The organism is Paradesulfitobacterium aromaticivorans, from assembly GCF_054657415.1.
In genome coordinates this window covers 2,150,402-2,162,627 of sequence record NZ_BAAHYT010000010.1, presented here as the reverse complement: position 1 = coordinate 2,162,627, position 12,226 = coordinate 2,150,402, and the positions used below count along the sequence as shown (strand labels likewise).

The window sequence follows — 12,226 nt, the reverse complement described above, 5'->3', positions numbered from 1 at the left end:
TCATAATCAAGAATAAAGAAAGAACCGACCACTCTTAAGTATAGTAGTCGGCTTCAGAGAAGATAATTGTCGAGCCATAAAGGGATCAGTCCACAAACCCCGGGGGTAGTGGCTCGTGCAAGATCTATCAGAAATTCTTAGCCACTTCTTTTGCCCTTTCAATGGCATTGTTTTTGATAGTTTCCGCTTGATCAGGCACCTGAGCCATACCCTCAGCAATAACTGAATCTATAGGCCCAACCCCAAGAAAGCTTAACATGCTCCGAACATAACGGTCGCCAAACTCAAAATCCTTACCAGGACCCTCTGTATAAACACCGCCCCTGGCCTGAATATGAACTGCCTTTTTACCCGTTAGCAGACCCACGGGGCCAGTCTCCGTATACTTAAATGTTTTACCGGCAATGCAGATTGTGTCAATATAAGCTTTGAGCATCGGCGGAATACTAAGGTTCCACATAGGGCTGACAATCACATACTTATCTCCTGACAAAAATTGATCACACAATTTATCAATCTGACCGACCTTTGTTTTTTCATCCGCAGATAACTGTTCAAAGGCCGTACCCTGTTGCAGCTTGCCCCAACCGCTGAAAACATCGGCATCAACCAAGGGTATTTGTATTCCGTAAAGATCTAGTTCAATTATTTCGTCTTGAGGATTTACTTCCCTATAAGCATTCAAAAATGCCATGCCTACAGATAAACTAAAAGAATCCTGTACAGGTTTTGGGTTAGCCGTAATATATAATACTCTTGTCACTAATAATCTTCCTTTCTGCCTTAATTCTTGGAGGCATCAAATATTTTTTGCCTTCAAGTAGTATTCCTTAATAATCTTAGAATTACACCGGACTAAAGAATATAAGTGCCTGGACCAATCAGGGCTATTCCAATAGCAACCGCTATTAATATAAGGTTAAATTCATAACCATTACCTGTGGCCCAATATCCATTTTTCCCGTGAACTTTAACGATGGCAACCAACATAGTTAGAGTAATCAATAATGACCCTATCCAAGGGAATATTCCTGCAGCGAAAAGCGCTCCCCCAACGAATTCGCTTACTCCGGCCATAACAGCCATTAACACTCCCGGCTTCATTCCGATCGACTCAAACCAGCCTCCTGTTCCTTTGGGCCCATAACCTCCAAACCAGCCAAACAGCTTTTGTGCTCCATGACCCATGAAAGTCAGACCGACTACTAATCTGATAACTAATAAGCCTACGTTCAACATTTCTCTTGCTCCTCCTCACTTTTTAAGACTATTTGACATAAAGTAATCTTGTTACCTTATGTAAGTATAATACAACTTGTAACTTAATTTTGTCAAGTATTTATGTTACAATATATCCGAGGAGGTTGTATCTATGGAAGATCTCCATTTGTGTCCAAAATTTGAATCGGCTTTTGAACTGCTTGGAAAACGCTGGACAGGTCTCATTCTTAGAGTACTCTCAGATGGGCCAAAACGTTTTAAAGATCTCTCCGAAGTTATTCAAAATATGAGTGGCCGAATGCTTACTGAACGTTTAAGAGAGTTGGAATCTGCCGGCATTATTAGCCGCCAAGTGTATCCTGAAATGCCTGTTCGTATTGAATATGAGTTAACGGACAAAGGTAAAGCCCTTAAGCCTATCCTTGATGAGGTGCAAAAATGGGGTGAAACCTGGCTCTAATGTCGAGCGCGTCACAAAAGAAGGATGGCCGTCTACCGGTCATCCTTCTTTGTCATCCTTATGCAAGATTGCTTTTTATAACACCCATGAATACGTTGATCTCAATGGAAATCTACTTCAATCCGGCGAGCGGCAGGATGCTGGTCTTTAAGGAAGCTTAACTCAAGAATTCCGTTTTTATAACTGGCATGGGCTCCATCGGCTTTAACCGGAGTAGGCAAATTAATTGTGCGTGAGAACTGCCCATAATAACGTTCTGTTAAGCGCGTTAATCTGCCCTCCTCCTGGGTACCGCGCTTAATTTCACCGCGAATAGTGAGGAGATCTTCATCAATGGAAATGTCTAAATCCTCTTTCTTCTCAATTCCCGGAATTTCCGCCGTTACGATTACTTTATCCGAAGTCTCGTCGACATCAACGCGGTACAGCCATTCAGACAGAGCTGACCGGTCCCGACGCTGAAAAAAACGGTCCATTTCCCCCCAAATGGGATCAAGCATGCGGAAAGGATCATAAGGAATCAAAGCCATACTTCTCACCTCTTCTGCACAATTTCATGATTAGTATGGCTGTTTCCCTGCTTAATCATACTTTTTTTCAATTTATTCCAGGTCTGAGCCTATTCCCTTTTGGGGTCTTTTGTAATATTATCTTTAGAGTGGCAAAAGAGTGGCAAATAGTTTACTTTAAGTCTTATATTACTTAAATGTTAAGGGGCTATAGAATAAATGCTAGCTAAGGCCGTTCCATTACGCACAAAGGTTTGGGAATTTTTTAACAAATATTATCATTATTTTTTAGGATTATTGTTTCTGTTCTATGCACTGCTTACAGCCTTCCAAGAACAAGTCGGTATAGCTTATAAAGTCTTGTTATTCGTATTTGCCTTGGCAGCTTTTACAGCGTCATCTGATATGCGCCATGATGTTAAATGGCTCCCTTTTTTAATGGCAGCTGTTCCGATATTTCTGGCGATACAGTATTTGACCGTTCATGGCTATGACATGTGGGGGAAAATGCTCAGTTGGCAGATGGATCAAAAAATTGTCATCGACCTTAATGTTCTCTTTCAGCGTATCCCTTTGAACGACGCCGCTTTTACCCGCGTGTTCCAGAGCGACTGGTTTACTGAGTTCATGCGCCAGGTGTACGCCAATGGCTTTGTGCTTCCGGCGCTTGTGCCTATTTACCGCGCTATTATCGCCAAAGACTTGCGCAAGATGCTTAAGTATCTCCTCTCTGCTCATATATTCCAGGTTTTTCTGATTACGCCCTTTTATTTGACCTTTCACCTTCAGGAAGTATGGTACGTGCTCGGACATCCTGACGGTATGGCCCGGGGTCTGTCCCCAGAAGCTGCCGCCGGGGTGACCTTGAATTGTTTCCCTTCCATGCATACCTCAATCGCCTTTGCCATGTTTCTGGTGGTGTTGGAGGAGAAAAACCGCCTCTTCAAATGGGTCTGGGGATTTTTCTGCCTCAGTGTCGTCTATTCCACCATGTACTTAGAAATTCACTGGGTGATTGACGTCCTTGCCGGCATGTTGTTCGCTTTTGCCACGGTCAAGCTCGTGAATTTGATTTTGGTCAAGGTAGAAAACTGGATTCCTGCCTATCTTCGAAACTTGTACTATTATCGAGAAAAGACTGTCCTGCCTTCTTATCAAAACTCAGACAAATACACGGCATAACCATCCGTTAACCTACTATGTGTTGACAACCCAATGTGCGTTGTCAGCACACTGCGCTTTCTTAGGGCACAAGCTCTCTATCCATACTGCGACACTTGCGCATCATGGCAGATAATTCGTGTACAGTTCAACCATTCTCGCCTGATACTGCCTTCCTTACTGCGGCAAGCGCGTTAGCTTGAACAGCTTCGGTACCTGCCACAAGAAATAGATGAGTATCCACAACGTAGGAAAAGCATAACGACTTTGCCCTTCGGTAAGAAAATATGTCCCCGCAAACATGTAAAAGAGAATTAACAAGTAGCTCTCAAAGCTGCTTGTTTTTTCCTTTTTGAGCAGTTTGAAGAGTAAAAGCAGAGAATGAACCAAAATCGAAAATACTCCCAGCAAAAAAACCGGCATGCGCACTGCTTCGTTGATGCTATACAGGAAAGTTTGCTTCTCCGGGCTTACGGAGCTGCCGTTAAAGGCAAAATTAATATCATCTCCCATTCCTTTATAAGTAAGAACAAGTCTTTTTATGCCTAAACTTATATATTCCCGCGGGTGGGTAAAAATCCACTCCTTGGCCGCTTGGGACAGCATCTTGTTTTTCAGTGTCCAATTGGCCTTGATATACTCAGGAGTAGTTACAAGTGAGTTTTCCACCTTATCTGCCGGCATCCAGCCCCCGTGCTTGTTCTGGGAGTTGTTATTGATATATAGGACAATTCCGCCGTTATTGGACACCCAGGTAAACTCGCCATTTAAGTGGTAATTGCGGTAAAGCCAGGGGGAAAGCACGAACAAAGATATAACTAGAATAATCGCACCTCTAGTGAGAGCCCTGACGAAAATTTTCATGAAGAATCGGCTGTCGTCTGGGCGTGCGAGCAGTTCTGTCAGAAAAATCACTAGAAAATAGAGAATAAAAAAGGGCTTTATCATGGTATTTACTGCTGTTAGCACTCCCAACAGGAGAAACTTATACCTTATTGAACTCAGGTAAACAACGGTGGTCAAGAGCAACACCGTGGTGAACATGATTTCCGTAGCAACAAGACTGTTATAGTAAATTACCGCCGGAAACAGAGCAAAAAAGACAAATACCGCTCTGCGCACTCCCTCCCGCAAGCGGGAATACTCCAGGACTTTAAGCAATAACAGGTTGTTAGCAAAGGTTAACATTAAATTTAATACTTCAGCCACATACCAATTTACACCGAATAGCTTATAGAAAAAAGCCAGTACGATTGAATACCCTACTGTTGTGTAGGTGTCCCCCCATTGCCCTCCTTGAGCAATCTGCTGTGCAAGTTCATGGTAATAATTAAAATCAGACACGGGAATTGTGTCCACGACCAAGACCCAAATCACGCTTAAAAGAAAAGAAAGGACAAGTACAACTCTGTAAAAACGCTTGTCCCTGCCCATCCTAAATACTGACATATATAATCACGTCCAAGTACAAATTTCTAAACCCTATGTTCTCCAGACCATTTTCCAGGACAACGCCTCTGCAGTTTACCCAAATCAAAACTGTGCCACAAACTTACAACGTTTTATTAACTAACTTATGCTTAATTTCATCCACACCCGCTAAAAGTTCCTTGGCAATTTCACGCAAACGCTCATCCGTCATGCGGTTGGCCGGACCTGTTACACTAATTGCCCCGATCAGTGTATTCTCGCTGTTTTTCACGGGAACAGCTGCACATCTTATCCCTGCTTCGTATTCCTCATTATCGATCGCATATCCAGTTGCTCTAATCCTGTTCAACTCAGCTTGCAAAGCTTCAATATCAGTGATAGTGTACGGAGTAAAAGCTTTTAACCCTTTCCGCACCACTATTCTTTGAACCTGCTCAGGTGGCAAACAGGCCAAGATGGCCTTTCCCACCCCCGGACAGTGCAGGGGGGAGCGGCGCCCAATGCGTGAGTAAATATTAACTGCTTGTTTCCCTTCAATTTTCTCGATATAGACAACTTCGTCTTCATCAAGTACTGCGAAGTGAACAGTTTCATTAAACTTTTCCGACAATCTCTCCATATATGGTTTGACGACATTTTTGACCTCGAGCTTATCGAGGTAAAGGTTGGCAAGCTGGAATATTTTCAGGGAAAGGCTGTATTTGCCATTGTCCGGATTCTGAAATATCAATCCTTTATGTTCAAAAGTAAGGAGCAGCTTGTGTACAGTGCTTTTAGTCAAGTTAAGTCTTTTACTGAGTTCAGTCACTCCATACTCAAGGTTTTCTTCGTCAAAAGCGAGCAAAATATCACAGGCTTTTTCCACTGAATGAATAAGGTACTTTGTGCTGTTTTTCATGCCCTCCATTATGATCACCTTCAATCTTAAGTTTTAGTAATTGCCAAAAGCCGACGAGCCAGAGACAGCATGTTTTTTAAATGGATCAGGCTTAATGAGATCTGCCACATCATTAAGCGTCTGTATATAAAATTAGGGCCAGGTTTTTGCCTGACCCTTAATACATATAATACAGCTATTTATATCCTTTGCGCAATGGCGGAACTGGCACAAGAACCATTAAGTCATCTATTTCAACTCCATCGAGCTGAAAGTACGGGTCACGCTTGTCCGGATTAATTACTTCTTCTTCCTCAGTCGTTCTCCATGTAAAAAAGCAACGGCTGCAACCAAATATTTCCCAAGCCCCGCTGCCATCCGGAGCTACTGTCAGCTTATTCGCTGTATCATGAAGACAACGCACGCATTTCACTGCAAAATCCTCCTCTGCCTATGCTGAATTTATTGCTTGACTCTGCTACCACCTTAACGTCCGCCAGCAATCGCAGTCTGCAGCCCGGAAATAATCTTTTCATAAGCTGAAGCCTTTTCGATTCTGTCAACCATTCTAACTTCGCGCATGACGTGATCCGGGGCTGTCGTAGTTGTAGCATCAATAATAAGCTTGTTGCTCATGCCAGGCGGATCGGAGGAAGGGTCAAGCGGCATGCCCGGAGTGTTTGGAATAACTATGACATCTTTGTCTGCTCTTACTCTGGTGGATAATGCCCACATTACCTGATTTAAGTCAAACGGGTCGACGTCAGCGTCCACTAAAATAATGTTCTTACAGTAGGATATACCGTGCGGAGTGGAAGAGAGGCGGAAAGCAACCGACTTCGCATACCCGCCAAAGCGGTTGGCAGTGGCAATAATCGCTGTCAGCCCATGTTGATAAATTGCGTTTACAGCCACAACTTCCGGCATGGTTTCCTTCAATTGACGATAAAGCGGGACGCTGGTGTTTAGGGCCATGAGATAATCAGCCTCAGTCCAGGGCCGTCCGATATAGAGGTTTTCAAAAATTGCATTTTTACAGTGGGTGACAGCCTTGACTTTAATCCGGACCTGGCGACGCACTCCGGAATAGCTCCCGGGAAACTCCCCGAACGGTCCTTCCGGAAACCTCTGCCTAGGCAAGATTTCCCCCTCGATAACATACTCTGCTCCTGCCGGCACATCCAAATCAGCCGTTACAGCCTTAGTAAGCTCTTGAGGAACTCCACTTAGCGCAGAAGCAAACTTGTATTCAGACTGATCGTATAAAATGGGAGTACTGGCCATAAAAGTCAAGACAGGATCTACTCCTAAGGCTATGGCAACAGGCAGCGGTTCATTGCGCTCTTCAGCCTTTGCCAATTGAATAGAAATATCGTGGAAAGCAAGTGCCTGCATCCCGATAATATCCGGTCCCTGAACCTGCAGGCGATAAGTGCCTACATTCTGTTTATCAAAATTATCCGGGGCATCCGGATCCTTCGAAATGATGGATGCTTTAGAAAAATAAAAACCGCCGTCATAAGAGTTAATACGGTACAGAGGAATCAGCTCAAAAAGATTAATATTTTCTGTAACCACAACTTCCTGACAGGGCGCATTATCCACATACTGCACTTGTCCGGGATAATTGTCCCAGCGTCTGCTCAACTCCAAAAACTGCTCTTTAGGGCTGGTGTTTTTATCCATCCCAAACATCAAGGCATGGTTAGCCCAGGAACCATGCACATTAAGAACGACTGACTTGCCCCCGTATCCTTTAATATTATCCAGCATAACAGCCGGACCGTTCGGTAAATCCCCTGCAGCCCTGGCTACTGCCCTAATATCCGGTTCGGGCATAATTTCATCATGAATATGAACGAGCTGGCCTTCTTCCTCGAGTTTGGCCAAAAACTCACGCAAATTGCGGAAAGCCATTCCCTGATCTCCTCCAATTTCAGTTCTGGTTGAAGCACTTGTACACTATTTAGCCGCAAGTATTACGGCAGTCAAAATCGAATTAAACTTGTCTGCGAGAGAGTCTGTTCTTGAAGTCATCACAATCGGACATTTTGCTCCCAGAACGATTCCCGCGGTCGGCAATTCTGCGATATGGGTAAGCGTCTTGTGAAAAATATTCCCTGCAGCTAAGTCAGGCATTATTAAAATGTCAGCTTGGCCGGCAACATCGCTCCTAATTCCCTTATGCTGAGCTGCAGCCTGGGAAATGGCGTTGTCCAAGGCCAAAGGCCCGTCAATTTTAGCACCTTTTATCTGTCCCCTATCAGCCATTTTCGACAAAATCGCCGCTTCGACTGTTACCGGAATATCCGGATTAGCCAGTTCCAATGGAGCTAGAATCGCTACCTTTGGTTCTTTTACACCCAGACTATTAGCCAGACCAATAGAGTTTTTAATAATTTTGCTCTTTTGACCCAGATCCGGAGAAATATTGATCGCACAATCGCTGGCAATCATCAGACGGTTTTCTTTCTTAAATTCCACTACTGAAGCCTGACTGATCAGGTTGTCAGGCGGAATCAAAGCCAACTCTTTGTTAAGCAGGGCCTTCAAAAACTGAGCCGTCTGCAAGAGCCCTTTCATCGGAATGTCGTAGATGCCGTTAGCAACACCCTGCGCCACATGGCTTGCAGCAGTAATCGGGTCGGGCAAATGAACAATTTTGAAATCTGCCGGGTCCCGCTCTAAAGAGAATATTTTTTGCTTAATAACATCCTCATTGCCAACAAAAACAGGGTCAACAATCCCCTTATCGTAAGCCTCCAAGACAGAGGCTAACACATCTTCATCTTCTGCAGACGCTATTGCCAGCTTTTTTTTAATTCCTTGAACTTTAATTTGTTCGAGCATTTCATTAAATGAAGTTAGCATGATCGTTTCTCCTTTAGCTTAAATTAAGCGTGCGCGAACATTTTAGGATCAATCTGCTACTTTGCTGCCGAAACTGAGTCATTCGCATCAGCAATTAGCACCTTAATCTCTTCCTCTTGCTTTAATCCCCGCAAAGCCCCCAAAGCCAAAGCCTCCATTTCGTCCTCCCCCGGATAAACATAAACTGGAGCAATAAATTCAACTCTCTGTTTAACCCAACCCACTACCCTTGCAGAGTGCGCGATCCCTCCGGTGATTGCGATGGCATCGACTTTTCCTTCAAGCACTGCAGCCATTGCGCCAATTTCCTTGGCAACCTGATAACTCATTCCTTCAAGATAATAATTTGCTTGCTCATCTCCCTCATCAATCCGTCTTTCGATTTCCCGCACATCACTGGTACCCAAGAAAGCAGTAAGCCCTCCCCTACCATTCAAGAGCTTGTAAACTTCTTCTCTGCTATACTGACCGGAAAAACAAATATCGACCAGACCACGAGCCGGGAGCCCGCCTGAACGTTCGGGCGCAAACGGTCCGTCCCCGTCTAAAGCATTATTCGCATCAATCATTCTTCCATATTTATGAGCACTGATGGAAATGCCGCCGCCCATATGGACAACAATCAGTCTTAAATCCGAATAAGAGCGATCCAGATCCCGGGCGCACCTTCTGGCTATAGCCTTTTGGTTTAGAGCATGGAAACGGCTGATTCTTGGGATTTGCGGCAATCCTGACAACCTTGCCAAAGGTTCGAATTCATCTGTAACAGGAGGATCGACTACCAAAGGCAGCGCTCCTGTTTCCCCAGCCAGTTCATAGGCGATCTGACTTCCCAAGTCACAGGCATGCCTTCCATGCTGTCCGCTTTTTATTTCCGTAAGCATCACTCCATTAACACGGTAAACTCCGCTCTCAATGGGACGAGTATGCCCGCCTCTGCTTACAACGGCGTCAAGCTTGAATTCGTTGATTCCATGACTTTCTAAAAAGTTTCTCACAGCATTTAGACGATATTCATACTGGTCGAGGACATTGCTAAATATATTTAATTCTTCTACAGAATGAGACAAAGATTCCCGATACAGACAGTTTTCATCTTCAAAATAAGCAATTTTAGTAGAAGTAGACCCTAAATTCAAAGCCAAAATATTGTAAGCCACTCTCCATCTCTCCTTCTGCTAAACTGTAAAAACCATGTTGCTTTTCTTAAACCAAACAGAAGCTGCATGGGGAAGCAACCATCTTTGAAAGTGGCATGGTAAACGCCTCATGCAGCTTAGATTATTCTATTTCCAAAGCAAACATCTTCTAAGGAAATCGTACTAGATAAGACCGATTACATTGGCTCCATACATGAAGATTACCAACAGTACAAGCCAGACGAGGGAGATGAAGAAACCTGGCTTCATCATATCCCAGAACTTCCAGTACTTATATTCAAACGTCGTAAGCGGAATCGGGTCTAAAGGAAGAAGAAACACAGCAGAAGCGGAAAACGCAATCGGGATAACCAGGAGGGCTGGATTTACACCAATTTTGACAGCCAGCACGGACAGAACCGGGATTGCCACCGCGAGCACTGCGGTTGCAACTGGGATAATCAAGTGTGAGAAGATACCAAAAGCTGCAACCGAAAAAAGCAGAGCAATTATACTAGCTCCTCCCATGCCGCCAAGCACTGAGTTCGCAAGCCAGGCAGCCCCTTTAAGATTAAATATAGCCATAGCGATGCTGTTGGCAGCGCCCACCAGCAGTAACACATCCCAGCCGATTTTACCTTTAACTTCTTCCCAAGTTGTGAGGTTAATGCCCGGAAGGAAGAAAACTGCAGCAGTAATTGTTGCTACAACTGCTGCATCGAGATGATTCCAAGGTTGAGTGAACCAAAGCGCCAGGGTAACTCCGAAAACAGCCATAAACTTCTTCTCTTGCGAAGAAAGACGTCCTAAATCTTTGCGGGCTTGGGCTACGTCATCCAGGCCTTTGACATATTCAAACTCGGGAGGAATCATTTTCGAAATGATATACCAGGCAGCCAAGGTGAGTAAAATAGCCATTGGAAAACCGATAGCAGTCCATTGAAGAAAGTTAATTTCTATTTTAGCGGTATTTTTAAGCAGAGAGAGGGCCAAAACGTTTATCCCACTGCCTGCGGGAGTTCCTATCCCGCCGATAGCTGCTGCAATTGGAATTCCAATCATTATGGCTTTTCCAAAATTACTTTTGCCGGGAGTACAGTCGTTTTTCTTCAAAAGAGTATAGGCAATGCCGGAGAAGATCACAGCAGTAGGAATATCCGCCAGCACACTTGAGATAACCGCAGTCGGAAGCATGAAGCTGAGCAGAACCCTGTCTGCACGGGAACCGAAGATAGAACTCACCATTAAGGAAATTCTATTGCCGAGTCCTGAACCGATAAATCCGGCAGCAATGATGAAAGTCGCCATGATAAAGAAGATCGTTGGAATCGTAAAGTTAGCCATTGCATCTTTCATCGGAACAATCCCGAGAAAACCCATGAGCATGACAAACAGGGGCGCAGCGATACCGATAGGGATGACTTCAAACACCCATGTGATTACTGCAGAGAGCATTAGGGCCAGAGCTTTCTGCGCTTGCGGTGTTAAGCCTGCAGGGGTCGGAATGTTGGTTAAGAGAATATAGACTCCTATGGCGATTACGGCAATCAGAAGTTTAGTATAATTGCCTTTTTCTTTGGGAATTGCGTTGTTTTTGGTTTCAACAATCACTGTGCATCCCCCTTACAATTTATTAGACTTGTCCGGCTAACTTCTGCAAAAGTTGCCATCTGCTTTGAGCATAAGCTTCTATGACTTTAATATCCTCATCCTTAAGGTGTTTAAAACGTTTCTGCCCAGCAATAAATTCTTTCATCGGTTTTGGTTCTTTAATATTTTTTGTGGGGCTAGAAATTGTAAATTTGCCGTTGCGGTATTCATAAAGGAGATAATTTCTCGTTTCGACTGCTAAACGCGCATACTTAATGCTAAACTCAGGCTTTGTTCCCCATCCGCTCGGACAAGGACTCAGAATGTGGAGGTAAACCAACCCGTCTTTAACTTCTTTCGCTTTTTGCAGCTTGTTAATGAAATCAGGCATATGAGCAAGAGACAAAGTCGCGACATAAGCAGCATCTTGAATTGCCATCATCATCGGGACGTCCTTTTTGAAATTTAGTTTCCCGTTCCCTACACTGCCAACCGGAGTTGTAGAAGTGCTGGCACCATAAGGTGTGGTCCCGCTTTTCTGAAATCCCGTGTTCATATACCCTTCATTGTCGTAGCAAATATAGATAATGTTTTCCTTGCGTTCAGCCGCTGCCGAAAGGCATTGCAGCCCTGCGTCCCCGGTAGCTCCGTCTCCCGCGAAAGCCACAACATTGACATCATCCTCATACGTGTAGCCTTTTTTGATTCCCGCCATGAGGGAAGCCACGTTGTCTAACAGAGGCATAGTCGATGGCACTTTTAAGCCAGCTCGCTTGTCCCAGCCTCCTCCGCCTGCTCCTGCCATGCATCCAGGCGGAATTCCTACGATTGTTTTTTCTCCGAAGACCTTGAGGGCAGCCCGTAATGAGAGTTCGGCGGCACACCCTTGGCAAGCTGACATGCCCGGAGATACCAAGTCTTCATTTTGTGCCAATAAATCTACTACGTTCATTGCTCTCGTTCACCT

Annotated in this window: 13 protein-coding genes; 2 read left to right on the top strand and 11 right to left on the bottom strand. The window is 44.4% G+C overall.

Annotation, left to right across the window (positions count from 1 at the left end; all coding sequences use genetic code 11):
- Positions 1 to 127 precede the first annotated feature (127 nt).
- Both ACYQ2N_RS16395 and ACYQ2N_RS16390 read right to left on the bottom strand, forming a co-directional pair.
- Complete coding sequence (locus ACYQ2N_RS16395; protein ID WP_460000405.1) at positions 128 to 763, bottom strand: FMN-dependent NADH-azoreductase; 636 nt, start codon at positions 761 to 763, stop codon at positions 128 to 130.
- 92 nt (positions 764 to 855) lie between these two features.
- Positions 856 to 1,239, bottom strand: coding sequence for a DoxX family protein (locus ACYQ2N_RS16390; RefSeq protein WP_460000404.1), 384 nt, complete (start codon positions 1,237 to 1,239; stop codon positions 856 to 858).
- A 133-nt stretch (positions 1,240 to 1,372) separates the two neighbouring features.
- On the opposite strand from ACYQ2N_RS16390, the gene ACYQ2N_RS16385 reads away from it, so the two are divergent.
- Positions 1,373 to 1,681, top strand: coding sequence for a winged helix-turn-helix transcriptional regulator (locus ACYQ2N_RS16385; RefSeq protein ID WP_460000403.1), 309 nt, complete (start codon positions 1,373 to 1,375; stop codon positions 1,679 to 1,681).
- 101 nt (positions 1,682 to 1,782) lie between these two features.
- Here ACYQ2N_RS16385 and ACYQ2N_RS16380 read toward each other — a convergent pair whose 3' ends face one another.
- Entirely contained in the window at positions 1,783 to 2,211 is a 429-nt protein-coding gene (locus ACYQ2N_RS16380; protein WP_460000402.1) for an Hsp20/alpha crystallin family protein, read from the bottom strand.
- Positions 2,212 to 2,409: 198 nt separating this feature from the next.
- On the opposite strand from ACYQ2N_RS16380, the gene ACYQ2N_RS16375 reads away from it, so the two are divergent.
- Entirely contained in the window at positions 2,410 to 3,372 is a 963-nt protein-coding gene (locus ACYQ2N_RS16375; RefSeq protein ID WP_460000401.1) for a phosphatase PAP2 family protein, read from the top strand.
- 156 nt (positions 3,373 to 3,528) lie between these two features.
- On the opposite strand, the gene ACYQ2N_RS16370 is transcribed toward ACYQ2N_RS16375, so the two are convergent.
- The 8 genes from ACYQ2N_RS16370 to ACYQ2N_RS16335 all read right to left on the bottom strand — a co-directional run bounded on the left by ACYQ2N_RS16370 (position 3,529) and on the right by ACYQ2N_RS16335 (position 12,211).
- Entirely contained in the window at positions 3,529 to 4,800 is a 1,272-nt protein-coding gene (locus ACYQ2N_RS16370) for a hypothetical protein (RefSeq protein ID WP_460000400.1), read from the bottom strand.
- Positions 4,801 to 4,903: 103 nt separating this feature from the next.
- Positions 4,904 to 5,680, bottom strand: a complete 777-nt coding sequence (locus ACYQ2N_RS16365) for an IclR family transcriptional regulator (RefSeq protein ID WP_460000399.1) — start codon at positions 5,678 to 5,680, stop codon at positions 4,904 to 4,906.
- 175 nt (positions 5,681 to 5,855) lie between these two features.
- Entirely contained in the window at positions 5,856 to 6,092 is a 237-nt protein-coding gene (locus ACYQ2N_RS16360; RefSeq protein ID WP_460000398.1) for a non-oxidative hydroxyarylic acid decarboxylases subunit D, read from the bottom strand.
- A 53-nt stretch (positions 6,093 to 6,145) separates the two neighbouring features.
- The gene (locus ACYQ2N_RS16355) at positions 6,146 to 7,576 is read right to left on the bottom strand and encodes a non-oxidative hydroxyarylic acid decarboxylases subunit C (protein WP_460000397.1); all 1,431 of its coding nucleotides are present in this window, start codon (positions 7,574 to 7,576) and stop codon (positions 6,146 to 6,148) included.
- Positions 7,577 to 7,621: 45 nt separating this feature from the next.
- Complete coding sequence (locus ACYQ2N_RS16350) at positions 7,622 to 8,530, bottom strand: phosphate acyltransferase (protein ID WP_460000396.1); 909 nt, start codon at positions 8,528 to 8,530, stop codon at positions 7,622 to 7,624.
- A 56-nt stretch (positions 8,531 to 8,586) separates the two neighbouring features.
- On the bottom strand, positions 8,587 to 9,690 hold the full coding sequence (gene buk / locus ACYQ2N_RS16345; protein ID WP_460000395.1) for a butyrate kinase: 1,104 nt from the start codon (positions 9,688 to 9,690) through the stop codon (positions 8,587 to 8,589).
- 162 nt (positions 9,691 to 9,852) lie between these two features.
- A complete protein-coding gene (locus ACYQ2N_RS16340) occupies positions 9,853 to 11,280 on the bottom strand; it encodes an SLC13 family permease (RefSeq protein ID WP_460000394.1) in 1,428 nt (475 codons plus the stop codon).
- Between the two features lie 22 nt (positions 11,281 to 11,302).
- Complete coding sequence (locus ACYQ2N_RS16335) at positions 11,303 to 12,211, bottom strand: thiamine pyrophosphate-dependent enzyme (RefSeq protein ID WP_460000393.1); 909 nt, start codon at positions 12,209 to 12,211, stop codon at positions 11,303 to 11,305.
- Positions 12,212 to 12,226: the final 15 nt, after the last annotated feature.